General features: G+C 74.1%; 17 protein-coding genes. 6 read left to right on the top strand and 11 right to left on the bottom strand.

The genetic code is table 11. The annotated features are described in order from the left end of the window. Window positions 1–2 precede the first annotated feature (2 nt). The 9 genes from LEP48_RS14045 to LEP48_RS14005 form a co-directional block, all read right to left on the bottom strand. Window positions 3–1,706 (bottom strand): hypothetical protein, encoded by a 1,704-nt coding sequence (locus LEP48_RS14045; protein WP_225566227.1) that lies wholly within the window; start codon window positions 1,704–1,706, stop codon window positions 3–5. A gap of 173 nt (window positions 1,707–1,879) precedes the next feature. Then, window positions 1,880–2,095, bottom strand: coding sequence for a hypothetical protein (locus LEP48_RS14040; protein ID WP_225566226.1), 216 nt, complete (start codon window positions 2,093–2,095; stop codon window positions 1,880–1,882). Window positions 2,096–2,273: 178 nt separating this feature from the next. Continuing rightward, entirely contained in the window at window positions 2,274–3,284 is a 1,011-nt protein-coding gene (locus LEP48_RS14035) for a cytochrome d ubiquinol oxidase subunit II (RefSeq protein ID WP_225566225.1), read from the bottom strand. Further along, window positions 3,281–4,657, bottom strand: a complete 1,377-nt coding sequence (locus LEP48_RS14030; RefSeq protein WP_225566224.1) for a cytochrome ubiquinol oxidase subunit I — start codon at window positions 4,655–4,657, stop codon at window positions 3,281–3,283. Before LEP48_RS14030 ends, LEP48_RS14035 begins: the two co-directional genes overlap by 4 nt. A gap of 120 nt (window positions 4,658–4,777) precedes the next feature. Then, window positions 4,778–6,046 carry an ABC transporter permease gene (locus LEP48_RS14025; protein ID WP_225566223.1) on the bottom strand — a complete coding sequence of 423 codons (1,269 nt, stop codon included), beginning with the start codon at window positions 6,044–6,046 and terminating at the stop codon, window positions 4,778–4,780. Then, the gene (locus LEP48_RS14020) at window positions 6,043–6,939 is read right to left on the bottom strand and encodes an ABC transporter ATP-binding protein (protein WP_225566222.1); all 897 of its coding nucleotides are present in this window, start codon (window positions 6,937–6,939) and stop codon (window positions 6,043–6,045) included. The genes LEP48_RS14025 and LEP48_RS14020 overlap by 4 nt, the downstream gene beginning before the upstream one ends. 141 nt (window positions 6,940–7,080) lie before the next feature. Beyond that, on the bottom strand, window positions 7,081–8,061 hold the full coding sequence (locus LEP48_RS14015) for a hypothetical protein (protein WP_225566221.1): 981 nt from the start codon (window positions 8,059–8,061) through the stop codon (window positions 7,081–7,083). A 100-nt stretch (window positions 8,062–8,161) separates the two neighbouring features. Beyond that, window positions 8,162–8,809 (bottom strand): response regulator, encoded by a 648-nt coding sequence (locus LEP48_RS14010; RefSeq protein WP_422723844.1) that lies wholly within the window; start codon window positions 8,807–8,809, stop codon window positions 8,162–8,164. 83 nt (window positions 8,810–8,892) lie between these two features. Beyond that, window positions 8,893–10,314, bottom strand: a complete 1,422-nt coding sequence (locus LEP48_RS14005) for a sensor histidine kinase (protein ID WP_225566219.1) — start codon at window positions 10,312–10,314, stop codon at window positions 8,893–8,895. Window positions 10,315–10,475: 161 nt separating this feature from the next. Between LEP48_RS14005 and LEP48_RS14000 the strand changes: the two genes are divergently transcribed. Together LEP48_RS14000 and LEP48_RS13995 are read left to right on the top strand one after the other, a co-directional pair. After that, entirely contained in the window at window positions 10,476–11,330 is an 855-nt protein-coding gene (locus LEP48_RS14000) for an MBL fold metallo-hydrolase (protein ID WP_225566218.1), read from the top strand. A gap of 96 nt (window positions 11,331–11,426) precedes the next feature. Then, a complete protein-coding gene (locus tag LEP48_RS13995) occupies window positions 11,427–12,428 on the top strand; it encodes a DMT family transporter (RefSeq protein WP_225566217.1) in 1,002 nt (333 codons plus the stop codon). Window positions 12,429–12,517: 89 nt separating this feature from the next. Here LEP48_RS13995 and LEP48_RS13990 read toward each other — a convergent pair whose 3' ends face one another. After that, the gene (locus tag LEP48_RS13990; RefSeq protein WP_225566216.1) at window positions 12,518–14,029 is read right to left on the bottom strand and encodes an LVIVD repeat-containing protein; all 1,512 of its coding nucleotides are present in this window, start codon (window positions 14,027–14,029) and stop codon (window positions 12,518–12,520) included. Between the two features lie 120 nt (window positions 14,030–14,149). On the opposite strand from LEP48_RS13990, the gene LEP48_RS13985 reads away from it, so the two are divergent. Next, window positions 14,150–14,887, top strand: coding sequence for a DUF305 domain-containing protein (locus LEP48_RS13985; protein WP_225566215.1), 738 nt, complete (start codon window positions 14,150–14,152; stop codon window positions 14,885–14,887). 78 nt (window positions 14,888–14,965) lie between these two features. Here the strand turns inward: LEP48_RS13985 and LEP48_RS13980 are convergent, their stop codons facing one another. After that, window positions 14,966–15,802: a CPBP family glutamic-type intramembrane protease gene (locus LEP48_RS13980; protein WP_225566312.1), complete on the bottom strand. Its 837-nt coding sequence runs from the start codon at window positions 15,800–15,802 to the stop codon at window positions 14,966–14,968. Window positions 15,803–15,937: 135 nt separating this feature from the next. Here LEP48_RS13980 and LEP48_RS13975 point away from each other — a divergent pair, with 135 nt between their 5' ends. From LEP48_RS13975 to rlmC, 3 genes are read left to right on the top strand one after another with little or no spacing between them, the layout of a single operon-like run. Beyond that, window positions 15,938–16,540, top strand: a complete 603-nt coding sequence (locus tag LEP48_RS13975; protein ID WP_225566214.1) for a DinB family protein — start codon at window positions 15,938–15,940, stop codon at window positions 16,538–16,540. Between the two features lie 9 nt (window positions 16,541–16,549). Beyond that, window positions 16,550–16,990, top strand: a complete 441-nt coding sequence (locus tag LEP48_RS13970) for a VOC family protein (RefSeq protein ID WP_225566213.1) — start codon at window positions 16,550–16,552, stop codon at window positions 16,988–16,990. Window positions 16,991–17,015: 25 nt separating this feature from the next. After that, complete coding sequence (gene rlmC, locus LEP48_RS13965) at window positions 17,016–18,278, top strand: 23S rRNA (uracil(747)-C(5))-methyltransferase RlmC (RefSeq protein ID WP_225566212.1); 1,263 nt, start codon at window positions 17,016–17,018, stop codon at window positions 18,276–18,278. The last annotated feature ends 64 nt before the right edge of the window (window positions 18,279–18,342 follow it).

Below are 18,342 nucleotides of genomic sequence, written 5' to 3'. Positions count from 1 at the left end.
AACTATGCCAGGGGAGACCCCCGCAGCGACCCGGGAGACCGGGTGACGAGGGTGCCGCCGTCCTCGACGTCCGTCCCGCCGCCGGCGTCGCCCGGCGACGTCCGCAGCAGCATCCGCCCGCCCACCGTGCCCACCGAGCCGTCAAGGCTCCCGTCACGCCGGGCCCGGGCCAGCACCTCCCCGTTCGCCACGTCGAGACGCACGAGCTCGTACGACGCGGGGTCCGACCCCTGGGTCAGCAGCAGGGCCTCCGCGCCGTCGGTGACCGCGCCCGCGACCCACAGGCCGCCGTCCTCCACCAGCTCGCGGCTGCGCCAGAGCTCGCGCCCCGTGGTCACGTCCAGCCCGACGAGCTCGCCGTACTGCCGCAGCAGCACGACGTCGGCCGTCCGCACCAGCACCTCGACGTCGTGCACGCGCACCCTGAGCGGTTCGGCACGGTGCGCCCAGTCCCAGGCGCGCTCCCACCGAGGATCGCCCGCGAGGTCGTCCGGGTCGAGCGCGACGATGCCCGACTCGGCCGCGACGACTCGCGGGCCGATGGCGCCGTCCGTCGCCCACGGGTCGAGCAGCAGGCCGTCGAGCGCGACCCTCGGCGCCGTCTTCTCGGTGTCGGCGGCGTGGGCGTCGACGTCGACGAGCGTCGTGCGCACCTCGTCGGCGTCGATGACGGCGAGGCCGCCGTCCACCGAGCTGACCGTCGTGACGTCTCCCGCCGGCCCGAACCGCGGAGACGTGGCGAGCGCGCCCACCGGCGGCGTCCAGGTCACGTCCACGCCGCACCGCTCGAAGCCCACGACACCCGGCGAGGACACGAGGCTGAAGCTGTTGAAGTCGAGCTCGACCGTGCCGTCCGTCCACGTCAGGCAGAGGCTGCTCGCCGACGGGTCGAAGTACGCCGCGACGGAGCTGCGGACGTCGCCCGTCAGCGCGTCCTCGAACCTCAGCACCGCTCCCGGGCCGGTGAACGCGCCCGACTCGACGACGTCGAAGGCCTCCTGCTCGCTGTCGAACCGGCGCGGCGCGGGCACCGGGCCGTCCGGCTCGACCACCACGATCATGCCGTCCGCCGCGGCCTGCACCGCGGCGCCCGCGACGTCGCCGAGGCCTCGGTGGCCCAGCACCGCACCGCCCGCGTCGAACACCGTGACCGTGCGGTCCTCGTCCGTGCCGCTCAGGCACACGAGCTCGTCGACGGGCGTCGCCCACTCCGCCGGGCTCCACGGCGTCGGGCCGCACTCCGCCAGGTCGCCGAGCGTGTGCCGCCACCGCTCTTCGCCCGTCGCCGCGTCGACGCCGAGCACGTCCGCCCCGTCCCGCACGACGACGCTCCCGCCCGCCAGGACGGCGAGCACGCCCGTGTCGGCGTCCACCTCCCAGGCGGCGTCCTGGTCCATCGCGGCGGCCACGTCCAGGACACCGCCCGGGGCCGCGGCCAGCCGCTCCTCACGTCCGTGGGAGGTGACGAGGTGCGCTGCGAGCAGGCCTCCGCCGACGAGCGCGAGCGTGCCCGCCACGATGCCGGACACCGACCACCACGTGCGCGGCGGGACGGCGCGCAGCCGGTCGGCGGTCTTCCGGCCCCAGGTTGGCCCGTCGTCGGGCACCTCGCCGCCGAACACCTCGCCGTGGCGCCCCGGGTCGTCGGCCGCCAGGTCGTCCGGCTCGAGGTCGAAGGTGGCCATCGAGGCGCGGCGGCGAGACATGGCCCGGAGACTATCCGGGCGCCGCGGTCCCCGGCTCCGTGATCCGAGGCGAGGCCCTCGCGCTGCGGAGGCCCGACGGAGGCCCGACGGAGGCCCGACGGAGGCCCGACGGAGGCCCGACGGAGGCCCGACGGAGGCCCGGGGGCGTCGTCCGACCCCGTCGCCCCGGGAGGCTAGCCGCGGCGGCGTCCGGCGGACCGCGTCACGACGAGCTCGAGCAGCGCGAGCTGCGCACGGCGCCGCCGGTCCGCGGGATCGACGGTGACCAGGTCGCCACGGGTCGGGCGGCGGGCGGCGGCGGCCGCCTCGTCGACGGTGCGGGGCACGGGGCGCGGCACGGGGCGCGTCAGGGGTCGCGGCATGGCGATCGTCGCGGGCGTGATGGTCATGGTCCGGCCTCCTCCGCGGCCCGGGTGGCCGCACGGCCCATCGTGCGCGACCAGGATTTCACCCACGTTGCCCTGCCGTGACGTTCTGGCCACGAGTTCCCTCCCGAGCGCCCGCGAGCTGTCAGGACCACGTGCACGTTTCGGTGCACCAGGGCCTGACAACTCGCTCGGGCGGGGGTCAGAGGAAGACGGTGGTGCGCGGCCCCAGCGGTCGCACGAGCACCTTCCACGAGACCGCCTGGGCCACCACCACCGCGGCGAACGCGCCCAGCACCGGCCACGTGAGACCGTGCAGCACGCTCGCCGGGGCAGCGGAGGCCACCACGTGCGGCCCGACGACGGCGGCCGTCGCGACCACGGGTGCGAGCGCGAGGACCGGCCCGGACCACGCCACCACCGGACGCCGGTACGCGCCCCGGTCCAGGTCGAAGCGGGCCGCGAGCGCCGCCCCCGCGGCACCGAGCAGCACGACGGCGCCGACCAGGGCCGACGTCGTCCCCAGGGCGGCGACCCCCAGCGCGCCCAGCGCCGCGAGGGTGGCGAGCGCAGCGGCCGGGACGAGCGCGGTCCGGGCGCGCCGTCGGGCCACGACCGCCACCCCCTCCGGCGCGCGCCGCGCGACCACGAGAGCACCGTGCACCCGGGCGGCCAGCGCCACGAGCCCGGCGAGCACCACGGGCAGGCCGAGCTCCAGCACCCGGGCGAGGCCGGGCCCCGCGCCGACAGCCACCGGGGCGTCGGCGGCGACGTCCGGCGAGACGGCCGAGAGCTGCGTCCAGGCGACGCCGGCGAGCGCGCCGAACGTCGCCGGGAACGCGAAGCTCGCACCCTGCCCGACGGCGTCCCAGCCACGGCGCCAGCGCGGCGAGCCCAGGCGGCTCCGGAGCCAGAGGGCGGCGTCGCGCACCACCCAAGCGACGAGGAGCGCGACGACGACCGGGTAGGCCGCCCGCCACAGCACCCCCTCGACATGGGCGAACGCGCCCACCAGCACGCCGGCGGCGGCGACCAGCCACACCTCCCCGAGCAGCAGGAACGGCGCGACGGTGGCGAGCACGAGCCGACGGCGGCCGTCGTCCCGCCCGCCGATGCCGCGCGCCACCTGACCCGCGCCCTGCACGGCGCCGTCGAGCAGCGCCCAGCCCGCGAGCAGCATCGCGAGCAGCAGTCCCCAGCCGAGGGCGTTCATCGGGTACCTCCGAAGGTGAGGACCGCGTCGCGGTCGGCGGTCAGGAGCGCGGCGGAGCCGGACGGCCCCTCGTGCGGGTCGGCGTGCAGGTCTGCGTGCGGGACGTCCATCCGCAGCGCGTCGGCCGGGGGGCTGCCGAGCGCGAGCCGCTCGGGGCCGCGGCGCGCGAGGCGGCCCATGACGACCCAGTCCGCGACGGCGAGCACCGTCATGACGCCCATCAGCACCACGAGCGACGCGATCACCTGGCCGGCGGGAGCGTCCGTCACGGCGTCCTCGGTGCGCAGCACGCCGGTGATCGCCCAGGGCTGGCGGCCGGTCTCGCGCGCGACCCAGCCCAGCAGCGAGGTGACGAACGGCACCGGCAGCAGCACGACGAGCGTCCCGTACAGGCCGCGGCGCACCGGGCGCCACATCCGGAACAGCCCGTCGCGGGCGAAGAGGAGCATGAGCGCCACGCCGACCAGGAACGTCAGCAGGGCCACGGCCTGCATGAGCAGGTACGCGGGGCCGATCAGCCAGGGCGCGTGGGTCACCGACTCGCCGGCGTCGAAGTACGTGAACTGGGCGAAGCCGGAGCCGGTCGCCAGGAACGCCCCGAACGTGCCCGTGACGACGCCGGTGCGCAGGGACCGGCGCCAGAGCTCGTTCTCGGGCGACATCGTCGTCCCCGGCAGGCCCGCGGCCTCGACGGCGGGCAGCCGCGACGGCACCCGGCGCAGGTGCCACGCGCTGACGCCGACCAGCACGTACGCGCCCGCCATCAGGCACGCCCCCACGACGTGGAGGCTCGACAGGACCGCGGCCGGGTTGGTGATCAGGGCCGCGGCGTCGGTGAGGCGGGCGATCTCCCCGCCGGCCGGGCCGGCGCCTCCCGGGACCGGCACCATCTCGAAGCCCACCGGGTGGCGCAGGAACCCGTTCGCCACCATCACCGTGAACGCGGACAGGTACCCCGTGGCCACCACCGCCCAGATCGCCGCCGTGTGCGCCCATCGCGGCAGCACGTGCCAGCCGAACACCCACAGCCCCAGGAACGTGGACTCGAGGAAGAACGCCGCCATCGTCTCGATGACGAGCGGTGCCCCGAAGACGCCTCCTGCGACCTCGAGCAGGCCCGGGAAGTTCAGGCCGAGCTGGAGCTCCATGACGATCCCTGCCGCCACCCCGAGGGCGTAGTTGACGAGGTAGAGCTGACCCCAGAACCGGGTGGCCCGCTCGAACAGCGCGCGTCGCTCCGGCGTCCGGGCCAGCGCCCACCGCGACTGGAACACGGCGACGACAGGCCCGAGCCCCAGCGTCACGAGGACGAAGAGGAAGTGGGTGCCGGCGAGCAGCGCGAACTGCAGCCGGGCGGCGTCGACGGTCGTCATGGCTGCGACGCTAGCGGCGCGAAGCGCGGAATTCTGCGGCTGAGGGCACGTTCAGGGCAAGTTCGGGGGGATCCCTGACGCCCACCCGGGGGGCATCCCTACCCCCCGGGTGGAGGTACCTCACGAAGCGGCCGCGAACGCCCGCTTCCAGCCGATGCGGCCGCCGGTCTGCAGCAGCGCCCCGCGGTACGCCCGCTCCGAGACCAGCACGGCCACGAGCGTGAACGCCACCAGGACGAGCAGCGAGACGACCGGCTCCCACCAGAGGGCGTCGCCCGACAGCACCCGCACCGGCATCGAGACGATGTTGGCGACGGGCACGTACGACAGCACCGTGGCGAACGTGCCGCTGGCGGAGAACGTCAGGAAGTAGATGCCCATGATCGCCATCGTCATGGGGGTGGTGGTGTGCTGCAGGTCCTCGGTGCGGGACGCGAGCGCGCCCGCCACGGCGTACAGCGCGGCCATGCCCATGAACCCGACGGCGAAGAACAGCACGAACCACACGAGGGACGACGACAGGGACGGCAGGATCGCCGCCGTCGGCGTGAAGGACAGCGCGACCAGCCCGACCACGGCGAACACGACGTTCTGCGCCAGCGCGACGATCGAGCTGCCGAGGATCTTGCCCGCCAGCAGGTGCCGCAGCGGCACGGCCGTGGCCATGATCTCCACGAGCCGCGACTGCTTCTCCTCGACGACGCTGCCCGCGATCATCTGGCCCGAGCCGAGCGCGCCGATGAAGAACAGCAGCGCCAGGGCGAACGACGCGAAGAAGAGCGTCTGGGAGTCGACGGCGCTGCCGTCCACACGGTCGGTGGTCAGCGCGCTGCCGGCGGTGAGCTCGGCGACCGAGGTGCCGGCCGCGGCCGCGTTGGACTCCAGGACCTCCTGCTGCAGACCCGCGGTGAGCAGCCGGGTCAGCGTGCTGTCGGGGTCGCTCTGCCCGGTGAGGACCCAGCCGTCGGCGGGGTCGTCGGCCGGGTGCAGCCAGGCCTCGGCGTCGCCGTCCGTCAGGGCGGTGCGCGCGGCGTCGGCGTCGGCCACGTCCAGCACGGTGAGCTCGGCGTTCGTGTCCTGCGCGACGGCGATCGCCTCGCCCGCCTCGACGGCGGCGGTCGCGGTGGTGTCCCCACCGGTGACCACGACGGCGAACGACTCCGTCTTGCTGCCCTGCCAGGCCATGAACGCGGCGAGCGCGGCGATGATGGCGACGGACACGACGAGCCCGATGAGGAACGTCTTGTTGAGGGCGCGCACCACGATCTCGCGGTTCATCACGAGGATCCAGGCCGCGCGGTTCGGCGGGGCGGCGCTGCCTGGGCCGCCGGGCTGCCGGCCGGCCCGGTCGAGGCCGGCGTGGGGGTCGGTGTGGGTCGGGGCGGTCATGCCGTCACCTCGCGGTAGATCTGGGCCAGCGTGGGCCGGACGGGGGTGAGCTCCTGGACGGTGCCGCGCTCGAGGGCGGAGGCGAGCAGCCGCTGGACGGCCGCGTCGTCGACGAGCTCCAGCAGCGCGACGTTGCCGTCGACGTCGACGGCGTGCACGCCGGGGACGCCGCGGACCCAGCCGGCGTCGCCGCCGACGACGAGCCGGTGCCGCTCCGTGCCGCCGGCCTGCAGCTCGGCGGGGGCGCCGTCGGCCATGACGCGGCCGGACTTGAGGATGACGAGCCGCTCGCACAGCCGCTCCACCAGGTCGAGCTGGTGCGAGCTGAACAGCACCGGCACGCCGCGGGCCGTGTGCTCGGCCAGCAGGTCCACCATGCCGTCGACGGCGGTCGGGTCCAGGCCGCTGAACGGCTCGTCGAGCACCAGCATGCGCGGCGAGCCCATGAGCGCGGCGATGATCTGCACCCGCTGCTGGTTGCCGAGCGACAGCTTCTCGACGTGCTCCTTGGCGCGGCCCGCGAGGCCGAGCCGGTCCAGGTGGTCGAGCACCTCGGCGCGGGCGACCTGGGCGGAGATGCCGCGCAGCCGCGCGAGGTACACGAGCTGGTCCAGCACCGGCTGCTTCGGGTACAGGCCGCGCTCCTCGGGCATGTACCCGAACGTGCGCCGGTCGGCGAGCGTCAAGGGGGCCCCGCCGAACCGGACCTCGCCCGCGGTGGGGCCGAGGACTCCCATGATCATGCGCATCGTGGTGGTCTTGCCGGCGCCGTTGCCGCCCACGAACCCGGTGAGCAGGCCCGGTGGCACGGTGAACGAGACGTCGTCGACGGCGGTCAGTTCGCCGAAGGTCCGCGTGAGGCCGCGTACCTCGAGGGAGTCGTTGCTGATCATGATGACGAACCTACGGACCCGCGGCCCGCGGCGGATCCGTCATGCGGGGGAGATCTGCCCTCCCCCCGACGACGGAACTCCGCCCGCGCACACCGGCCGACGTCACGAATTCTTCGGTTCCCGGCTCGGGAAACGAAGAGTTCATGACGTGAGCCGGTAGGGCTCGTCGGTCGGGTGCGGCACCCAGCCCTGCGCGTCGAGGAGGCTGCGGACCTGGGCGGCCACCCGCCCCCGCCAGGCGTCCGCCCCGCTGAACCGGAGCATGACCGTCCGCCGGCCCGTCAGCGCGTTCTGCCGGTGGCGGTCGTCGAGCAGGGCCTCGAGCCGTGAGTGCACCTCCCGGCCGTCGATCTCCACCAGGAGCACTCCCCCGTCGGGCAGGACCCACGCGAGGTCGACACGCGCCACGAACCGGTCGCGGCGGTCGCGCACCACGAGCTGCAGCGCGTCCGGGGGGCAGCCGGCATCGACGCAGGACAGCCTGGCCCAGGTCTCCGCGGGGGACTCGGCGCGACGGTCCGACTCCTCCCACCAGGCGTTGCTCCGCGCAGCACCACGCCGGCCGCGGGAGGCCGACCGGGCTCGGCGGAACCCCGCCTCGCTGATCTTCCGCAGGTGACGCGCCGAGTCCATGAGCGCCACCGCGTGGTACCGACCCAGATCGGGGACGGCCTGGGCGAGCGCCGTCTCGACCCGCAGGCAGGGCAGGCCCCGCACGAGCATCCAGGATCGCGCCGGCGTGCGGCGCACCCGGACGCCCCGCGCCGTCGACCGGGGCGACCCGTCGGGGAGCACCACCTCCGGGATCACCACCTGCGGCGCACCCTGCACCTCCTGCAGGACCAGGGCCGCCACGCCGGCCGCGATCGAGCCCGGCAGCGCGAGAACGCCGAGGACCGCCTCGCGCCGGCGGGCTCGGTCGAAGGGGTCGAGCACCGAAGGGCCGCGGTGACCGGTGTCGAGGACGCCGAACCTCACCCGTTCCCAGCGGCCACTGCGCACCAGTGCGGCCGTCTGCTGGTCGGTGAGCCCGTGGGCGTGGCACTGGCGGGAGGACACCAGTCCCTCCTGCGTGCCGGCGAGGCCGAGCAGGGACCCCGGGACGACGATGCGGCGTGGCATGTCGAGCAGCCTTGCGGACCCGGCCGGGTCGCCCGGGGGGTTTTCCACAGCGCCGACGTCGTGGATTCTTCGCTTCCGCGCCGGGGAAGCGAAGAAATCGTCACGTCAGGGTCTCGAAGTACCGGACGACAGCCTGCACGCGGTCACGCAGCTGCAGCTTGGCCAGCACGTTCGACACGTGGGTCTTGACCGTGGCCTCGCCGAGGAACAGCTCGCCCGCGATCTCGGCGTTCGACAGCCCGCGGCCCACCAGCTCGAACACCTCGCGCTCACGGGGCGTGAGCTGGTCGAGGCGCGGGTCGCCCGGCGCGGAAGGTCCCGACGGCGCGGAAGGCGCGGAAGGTGCCGACGGCGCGGACGGCGGGCCGTCGGCCGACGACGCCTCCCCCGCGACCATCCGCTCGATGACGCGCCGCGTCACCTCGGGCGCCAGGAGCGCGTGCCCGGCAGCCACGGTGCGCACGGCCTCGACCAGCCGGTCGGCGTCGGAATTCTTGAGCAGGAACCCGGACGCCCCCACGGTGAGCGCGTCGCGCACGTAGGCGTCGTCGTCGAACGTGGTGAGCACCAGGACCTTCGCGAGGTCCTCGTCGACGATCCGCCGGGTGGCCTCGATGCCGTCCATCACCGGCATCTGCACGTCCATGAGGACGACGTCGGGCCGCAGCGCGCGGACCTGCTCCACGGCCTGGGCGCCGTCGGCGGCCTCGCCCACCACCTCGATGTCCGGCTCGACGGAGCAGATCATGGCGAACCCGGAGCGGACGAGCCGCTGGTCGTCGACCAGCAGGACGCGGATCGGGGCGTCCGCAGACGCGGCGTCGGGGCCCGTCACGACGGGTCCTCAGGCAGGGGCAGACGCACGCGCACACGGTAGCCGCCCGTGACGCGCGGCCCGACCTCGGCGACGCCGCCGTGCGTCCCGACCCGCTCGCGCACCCCGAGCAGGCCCATGCCGGTTCCCGCGCCGCCCGGGCGGGGGCGCCCGTCGTCGAGCACCTCCACCTCGGCGTACCCGTGCCGGAACCGCTCCGCCCCGGGCCGTCCCGTCTGCGCGGGCCGCCGGTCCACCCGGACGACGACGCTCGCGCGCCGCGCCGTGGAGTGCTTGCGCACGTTGCTCAGGGCCTCCTGCGCCGTGCGGTACAGGCTGAGCCCGACGGACGCCGGCACGTCGGCCGCGGCGCCGGCCGGCTCCTCGACGATGCGGACCTCGACCTCGAGGCCGTCTGCGGCCTCGGCCAGGGCGGGCACGTCCGCGAGCCCCGGCTCCGGGGCTCGCGCCCCACCGGCACGCGCCCCGCCGGCACGCGCCCCACCGGCGCGCCCCCCGCCGTCCTCGTCCACGCCGCGCAGGGTGCCGAGCAGGCCCCGCATCTGCGTGACCGCCTCGCGGGACTGCCCCTCGATGGTCGCCAGGGGTGCGGCGGCGGCGGCCGGGTCCGCGGCGAGGAGACGCCGCGCGGCCGCCGCCTGGATGCCGATGACGGACACGTGGTGCGCGACGACGTCGTGCAGCTCGCGGGCGATGCGGAGCCGCTCGCGGACGACGGCCTGCTGCTGGAGCGCGGCGGCCTGCCGCTCGATGGTCGCGGCCTGCTCCGTGAGGCGCTCGCGGGTCCGTGCCGCGTGCCACCGGAGCTGACCGGCGGCGATGGCCCCGCAGAAGTAGGCCAGGTTCATGAGCCAGGTGTAGGCCACCATCGCGATGACGGGGCTGAACAGCCCGGGCCGGGAGTCGCCGAGCCCCATCTGCTCGACGATCCCCTCGACGCCCGCGCCGACGGCGAACTGCCACACGATCCAGCCGAACATCACGAGCAGCACCGCGCCGACGACGAGCAGCATCGCGCGCCGGTCTCGGGCCCACGCCACGGCGGTGAACAGCGCGACGAAGTACGCCACCTGCAGCGGGGCGAGCATGGTCAGCATCGGCACCGCGATGCCCACCAGCAGGAAGTGCAGGTACTCCACGGCGAGCACGACGAGCGGGAACCGGCGGCGCAGGGCGAGCGGCGCGGCGCCGAGGACGGAGAGCAGGTACAGCGCCCAGGCGGGCGTCGCGACGTCCTCGAAGTAGCCGATGCTGCGGCCCAGCTCGGTGCCGACGAGCGTCAGGACGACGAACGCCGCGCCCAGCCAGAGGTCGTCGCGGTAGGTGCGGCGCGGGTCGGCGGGCACACGCTCCCAGTCGGCGTCGACCCCGAACCACTCCAGGGCGCGCGAGGTGGGTCCGGGCCGGTCGTGCGACATCCGGCCAGCCTAGTGAGCGCCCGCGGCGCGGTCCTCCCCCGGGCGACGGAGATCCGCGCGCCGCCGTCCTCTTGCGCCGTCTGCCTCCCCCGTACGGCGGCGGACACGGCGGACACGGTGGACGACGCGCAGGTGTCGGCGGGTCCTGGCACGGTGGCCTCGTGACCACCACCTGGATCTGCCGCACCTGCGCCGTCGAGCACGCCGACCGCCCGGACGTCTGCGCGATCTGCGCCGACGAGCGCCAATGGGTTCCCGCCACGGGACAGGCCTGGACCACGCTCGACGAGCTCGCCGCCGCGGGGCTGACCGTCGAGGTCTCCGAGCTCGAGCCCGGCCTGCTCGCGCTGGGGGCCGCCCCGCCCGTGGGCATCGGCCAGCAGTCGAAGGTCGTGAGCACGGCCGAGGGGGCGCTCCTGTGGGACCCGTTGGGCTTCGTCGACGACGGCGGTGTCGCCGCGGTCGTGGCCGCCGCCGGTCCGGGTGGGCGGGTCGTGGTCGCCGCGAGCCACCCGCACATGTTCGGCGTGCAGGTGGAGTGGAGCCGTCGCCTGTCCGCCGCCACGGGGCGTCCGGTGCCCGTGCTGGTGAGCGAGGCCGACGCCGGCTGGGTCGCGCGCCCGGACGACGTGATCGAGACGTGGGCACCCGGCCCGGACGGCGAGCTCGAGGTGCTGCCGGGCGTGGTGCTCAGCCAGCCCGGCGGGCACTTCCCCGGCTCGGCGGTCGTGCACTGGGCGGACGGCGCCGACGGGCGCGGGGTGCTGCTCTCCGGCGACACGATCTTCGCCAACCCGGACCGCACGTCGGTGAGCTTCATGCGCAGCTACCCGAACCGCATCCCGCTGTCGGGGGCGGTCGTCAAGCGCGTGGCCGAGCACGTGGCGCGGCGGCCGTTCGAGCGGCTCTACAACAACTTCCAGGACGTGATCCCCGCCGATGCGCGGGAGGTCGTCCTGCGTTCCGCGGAGCGGCACGCCGCGTGGGTGCGCGGCGACTTCGACCACCTCACGTGACGACCGACCGCCGCGGGTAAGTCTCGGGTGAGCCGTCAGGCGAGGAACGTACGGACGCCCGAGAGACCCCGTCGGCGCGGCTAGGATCGTCCACTTGTGACGACGGACGCGCCAGGACGCCGACTAGCCCTCGGCGTCTCCCTGGCCGTGGTGGCCGGTTTCGCGGCCGCGCTGCAGAGCCGCGTCAACGGCACCCTCGCCGTCGAGACGGGCACGGCCTTCGGCGCCGCCGCCCTCTCGTTCGGCTCCGGGCTGGTGCTGCTCACCCTCGTCCTGCCGTTCGCCCCCGCGGGGCGTGCCGCCGTCCGGCAGGTGGGCGCCGGGCTGCGCGTCGGCGCCGCGAACGGCGGGCTCCGCTGGTGGGAGTGCCTCGGCGGGCTCGGCGGCGCGTTCTACGTGATGTCGCAAGGGCTCACGGTCGACAGCCTCGGGGTCGCCGTCTTCACGATCGCGATCGTGGCCGGGCAGTCGGTGACGTCGCTCCTCATCGACCGGATCGGCCTCGCCCCCGGCGGCGTGCGGCTGGTGACGCTCGGTCGGGTGCTGGGACCTGTGCTGACCCTGGCGGCGGTGGTCGTGGTCTCCGGCGCCGGGGCGTCGTCGGCAGCGCTCGGGCTGGCGCTGTTCCCGCTGGTGGCGGGTGCGCTGCAGTCGTTCCAGCAGGCGCTCAACGGGAGGGTGCGGGTCGCGGTGCGCCCGGCGGTACCGGCGGCGGGCGAGGCGCCGGGCCGCGACGGCGGGGTGCTCGCCGCGACGTTCGTCAGCTTCCTCGTGGGGACGGCGGCGCTGCTGGTCGTGCTCGCGGTGTCGGTCGTGGTGGACGGCCCGCCCGCGGGGAGCCTGCCCCCCGAGCTGCTGCTCTACTCCGGTGGCCTGCTGGGGATCGTCTTCATCGCCCTCCAGGCGGCTGTCGTGCAGCACATCGGGGTGCTGCTGCTCGGCCTCGGCATGATCGCCGGCCAGGTGGTGGGGGCGCTCGTGCTCGACGCCGTCTCCCCCGGCGTGGCGCCCCCCGGCCTCGCGACGTACGTCGGCGCGGCGCTCACGCTCGTCGCCGTCGCCGTCCCGCTCCTCGAGGGGGCCCTGCGCCGCCGCTGACGGCGCCGCCCATCGCTGTGAGCGTGCGATCGGCCCACCTCCGCACAGGAAGGTGGGCCGATCGCGCGCTCACAGCGGGCCGGGCGTGGTCAGCGGCCACCCCCGCGGAAGCTCACCTGCTGCTGCGGGTTGAGCTCGGAGTACGTGTGCTTCGGCAGCTTGCCGAGGCCGGCGCCCCGCTCGATCGCCAGCACGTCGAAACCCTGCTGGATGTCGTTCGAGTAGACGTACCCGTTGTAGAAGTACGCCGACCACGAGCCGCCGAGCAGCAGCTCCGACTCGGACAGCGGACCCCGGTCGAACCAGGCGATCTCCCGCGGGTTCGCGGAGTCCGTGAAGTCGTACACCGAGATCCCGCCCTGGTACCAGGCCTGGACCATGACGTCGCGGCCCTTCACCGGGATCAGCGAGCCGTTGTGGGCCACGCAGTTCTCGGTGTTCGTGTTGGTGCGCGGGATCTTGTAGTAGCTCTGGAAGACCAGCTCGGCCTCCTGGACCTTCGGGTGCCCCTTGCCCGGCTTGCCCTTGCCGTGCTGGGCCGTGGCTGCCTCGTCGGCCTTGCCGTGGTGCCGGCCCGGACGCTCGATGTCGTAGATCCCGTTGGCCCCGCGCTCGGCGCCGACGGTCTCGTTGCAGGTGGCCGCGCCACCGCCGCCGAGCTCGTCGGTGAAGACGACCTTGGTGCCGGCGTTGTTGAACGTGGCCGAGTGCCAGAACGCGAAGTTCTCGGTGTCGCGCACCGTGTCGATCACGACGGGCGCCTCACGGTCCGAGATGTCCATGAGGATGCCGTCGCCCATGCAGGCGCCGGCGGCGAGGTCGAGCTTCACGTACGTCGTGATGTCGTGGCAGCCGGAGGTGTTGGTGTAGCCGCCCTCCGGGAAGAGCACCGGCGTCGCCACGACCTCGGCCCGCTCGGGCGACCGGACCGGGATCTTGACGATCGAGATCAGGTCGTGCGGCGGCTGGCAGTCCGGGTAGGTGGCCCGGGGGCTGTACGACGACACGTACGCGTACACCGTCCGGCCGTTCTTCGACGGCGCGAGCGAGTGCGTGTGCGAGCCGCAGGCGGTCTCGACGGCCGACACGTACTCCGGCTCCCGCGGGTTCGAGATGTCGAAGATCTTGAGCCCTTCCCAGGACTCGGCGACGCTGGCCGACTGCGCGCTGCTCTCGCACGAGTCGTCGCTGCGCGACGAGTCCGTCGAGAGCACCAGGACGTCCTTGTAGACCGAGATGTCGTTCTGCGAGCCCGGACACACGACCTGGACGACCTGCTCCGGCTCGTCGGGGTCGCTGATGTCGTAGACGGTGAAGCCGTTGTAGTTGCCCGCGAAGGCGTAGTCGCCCTGGAAGGCGAGGTCGGAGCTGTAGGCACCGAGGTCGGCGAACGCACCGTTCTTCGGGATGTTGGCCAGCAGCTCCATGTTGAGGTCGTCCATCGACCCGGGCTCGGTCAGCGACGACGGTGTCGCCGAGTCGTCCAGGGTCACGAGGCTCTGGGCGGGGAGCACGGCGCTCCCGTCGTCCGGCTCCGCGAAGACCGGGGCGGCCACGGCGACGGTGCCGACGGCCAGGGTCCCGGCGAGTGCTCCTGCCATCAGCGCTCGTCGGCGTTGCAGTGCTGTCGTTCGACGCACAGGCGTCACACCTCCTTGGTAGGGTCCACCCACTCTGTCGAAAAGTGACGTACCTCACCAGTGGACGCGGAGAAGATTTTCATGGAATTTACAGCCCACGCAGGTACCGCACCCCGGCGACGGCGCACGCGCCCGTGGGCGGCGGCGCTCGCCGCCGGTGCCGTCGCGGTCTCCGCCGCGTGCACCGCCGACCCGCCCGACGACGCCGTCCCACCGTCGAGCACCGTGGTGCAGCCCGGCCGCCCGGGCGAGGGTTCGGCGACGGTCGCGCCGCAGGACGCCCCCGACGCCGTCGCCGAGTCGGGGTACAACCAGGCGGACGTCGACTACATGACCCAGATGATCGAGCACCACCTGCAGGCCCTGGACATGTCCGTGCTCGCCCCCGACCGCGCGCAGGACGACCAGGTGCTCGCCATCGCCGACCGGATCAACGACGTGCAGGGCGCCGAGGTGCACGGGCTGGTCGCGTGGCTCCAGGAGCGTGACCTGCCCGTGCCCGTCGACACGGACGAGCTTGAGGGCCAGGGCGACGGGTCCGGTCCTCGCGTGCCCGACGGCGGGCACGACCATGCCGGGGGCACCATGCCGGGCATGCTCAGCCAGGCCCAGATGACGGCGCTCGCCGCCGCCGACGGGGCGGAGTTCGACAGGCTCTACCTCGAGGGCATGGTCCAGCACCACCTGGGCGCCGTCGAGATGTCCGTGACCGTCCTCGACGAGGGCGAGAACGAGCGTGTCGGCGAGCTCGCCACCGATATCGGCGCGAGCCAGGAGGCCGAGATCGGCCGCCTGAAGGACATCCTCGCCACGCTCTGACGACGTGAGCTCTCTATCTCGGCGGGGTGAGCTCTCTATCTCGGCGGGGTGAGCTCTCTATCTCGGCGGGGGCGGGGCTCAGCCGGAGGGGGCGGTGAGGAAGACGTCGAAGAGGTCCGGGTGGTGCCCGTGCACCAGGACGGCGAACACCACGGCGTCGAACAGCAGGTGCACCGTCACGACGTACGGCAGGCTCTTGTAGCGCGCGAAGATCCATCCCTGCACCAGCGCGAACGGGACGGTGAGCAGCGGTCCCCACTCGCGGTAGCCCAGCTCCCACAGGAACGACACGAAGATCGCGGCCTGGAGCAGGTTCGCCGTCGTGACGCCGAAGTGGCGGCGCAGCAGGGCGAACACCGTGCACACGAAGAACAGCTCGTCCCAGATCCCCACGGCGTTGACGCCGACGAACAGGCGCGCGATGTCGTTCGCGCCGTCGAGCGGAGGCCAGTTGAGGTACGCGCCCGACCCGAGGAAGTACCAGGGCAGCACGAGATAGCCCACCACCACGACGATCACCAGGTACAGCCACTGCCCCCGGGACCACCGCCCGGCCCGCACGGGGAAGCGGACGGCGCCCGCGCCGTCGTCGTCGCGGAACACGTAGCGCGACGCGGCCCACGGGACCAGCACCGCGAGCGAGAGCACGACGGCGAACCGGGCCATGCCCGCGTTCGACAGGTCGGCCTCCAGCGAGATCGTGGAGATGATGCCGAGCGCGACGGCGATCAGGCCGAGGTCCCGCCCGAGCCGCCGGTCCACGGCCAGGCCGAGCGCGACGCCGGCGACGAGCGGCACGTAGGCCAGCGGGCGCACGTGCACGGCGAACAGCAGCACCGCCGACGCCGAGACGAGCGCCGCGGCGACCGGCCGGGCCACGCGCACCGCGACCCGCGCCGAGGCTGCGGGGGACACGGGCGGCGGCTGCGGGGTCGTGTGGCTCACGCGTGCAGTATTAGCAGACGGGCCCGCCCGCGTCCCCGCCGTGGCCGGTCGGTGTCCCCCGTGTCGGTGTCCCCCGTGTCGGTGGCCCGGTGGAGGGTGGCCGGCATGACGACGGCACACGACCCGAAGGCCACCTTGAAGCGCTACCTCCAGGGCACCCGCGAGGGCCTCCTCTGGAAGCTGGACGGGCTCTCCGAGCGCGACCTCCGGCTGCCCCGCACGCCGACGGGCACCAACCTGCTCGGCATCGTCAAGCACGTCGCGGGCGTCGAGATCGACTACTTCGGTGTCACGTTCGGCCGCGACTGGCCCACGCCGCAGGAGGTGCCGTGGATCGCGGCCCCCACCGGCGACGTGCCGCCCGACCTGCTCCAGGCCGACTTCTTCGCCACCGCCGACGAGCCCGCCGAGCAGATCCTCGACCTCTACCGGCGGGTGTGGGCGTTCGCCGACGAGACCATCGACGCCCTGCCCCTGGATGCGCCGGGCCGGGTGCCGTGGTGGGGCGACGGCGGCGCGGACGTCACGCTGCACACGATCCTCGTGCACGTGCTCGCCGACCTGAAGCAGCACGCCGGGCACGCGGACATCCTGCGGGAGACCATCGACGGGAAGGTCGGCCTGCTCCCCGGCAACGACAACATGCCGGGAGGTCTCGACTGGCCCGCGTACACGGCGAGGCTGACCGCGATCGCCGACCGTTTCTGAGGAGAGTCCATGACCGACGACGTCCCGGCCGTCGACCGCGGCCCGTTCCCGATGCTGCGCCAGGTGGTGCTCGACGCCACGGACGCGCGGGGGCTCGCGGAGTTCTACCGCAGGCTGTTCGGGCTGGAGTACCGGCCCGGCGACGAGCCGCCGCCGCACGCCCCGGACCCCGAGGACTCCGACTGGCTGGTGCTGCGCAACCCCGGTGGCGTCCAGCTCGCGTTCCAGCAGGTGGAGAGCCTGCCGCCGTCGACCTGGCCGGACGGTGACGTGCCGCAGCAGCTCCACCTCGACACCACGGTGGACGACGTCGCCGAGCTCGACCGGCAGCACGCGCGGGCCCTCGAGCTCGGCGCCGAGCTCCTGCTGGACCGGTCCGACGACCCGGACGAGCCGCTGCGCGTGTTCGCCGACCCCGCGGGCCACCCGTTCTGCATCTTCGTCGCCTGAGGCGCGGCTGCGCGAGAATGGTCGGGTGCAGTGCCCCCACTTCGACGCCGGCCGCTGCCACTCGTGCACCCTGCTGGCCACCCCGTACCCCACCCAGGTACGCGAGAAGCAGGAGCACGTCGCCCGCCTGCTCGCGGACGACCGGATCGCGTGGCTGCCCCCGGTGACCAGCGCCGAGTCCGGCTTCCGCAACAAGGCGAAGATGGTCGTGTCCGGCACGGCCGACGCCCCGGTGCTCGGCATCCTCGGCTCGTCGTCGGGCCCGTTCGCCGGTCAGGGCATCGACCTCACCGACTGCGGGCTGTACCCGCCCGCGCTGGAGGCGGCGTTCCCCGTGCTGGCGGAGCTGGTCACGCGCGCGGGCCTGACGCCCTATGACGTCACCTCCCCGCCGCGCGGCGGCCGCCGTCGCGAGACCCCGCGCGAGTCCGCGTGGCGCGGCGAGCTCAAGCACGTGCTCGTCACCCTCTCGCCCGACGGCGAGCTCCTGGTGCGTCTCGTGCTGCGCTCCCAGGAGGCCGTGGCGCGCCTGCGCAAGCACCTGCCGTGGTTGCAGCAGGCGCTGCCGCAGGTGGCGGTCGTGAGCGTGAACGTCCAGCCGGCGCACGCGGCCGTGCTCGAGGGGGAGCTCGAGATCGTGCTCACCGGGCGCGAGACCCTGCCGATGCGGCTCGACGGGATCACGCTGCACCTGCGCCCGCAGAGCTTCTTCCAGACGAACACCGACGTCGCCGCCGCGCTGTACGCGCAGGCCCGCGCCTGGGTGGACGAGGTCGCGCCCACGTCCCTGTGGGACCTGTACTGCGGCGTCGGTGGGTTCGCGCTCCACTGCGCCGCTCCGGGACGGCGCGTCACGGGCATCGAGATCTCGGCCGAGGCCATCGCGAGCGCGGCCACGACGCGTGCCGAGCTCGCCGCACTGCCCACGGACGCCGTCGTCGGCGGGCACGACGCGGCATGGTGGGCGAGGGCGGTGCGCGACGTGCGGTTCGACGACGGCGACGCGACCTCGTTCGCGCTCGGGGGCGGCGACGGCGCACCCGCCGCGCGCCCCGACGTGCCGGACCTCGTGATCGTCAACCCGCCGCGGCGCGGGATCGGTGCCGACCTGTCGCGGTGGCTGGAGGCCTCGGGCACCCGGCATGTCCTGTACTCGAGCTGCAACGCGGTGACGCTCGCCGAGGATCTCGCACGCATGCCGTCGCTGCGCCCGCGGCGGGCCCGGCTCCTCGACATGTTTCCGCAGACGGGTCACTACGAGGTGCTCGTGCTCCTTGAGCGCGACTGAGACCCGCCGGCCGCCAACAACCATGGCTTGCCCGAATCCGGGCAGATTCTGGCGTCTCGCCGTC

Origin of the sequence: Isoptericola luteus, assembly GCF_020297055.1 — a bacterium.
In the GTDB taxonomy this organism is placed as follows: Bacteria; Actinomycetota; Actinomycetes; order Actinomycetales; family Cellulomonadaceae; genus Isoptericola; species Isoptericola luteus.
Note: the sequence above shows the minus strand (reverse complement) of the source record. Positions and strands in the feature narration are given on the sequence as shown.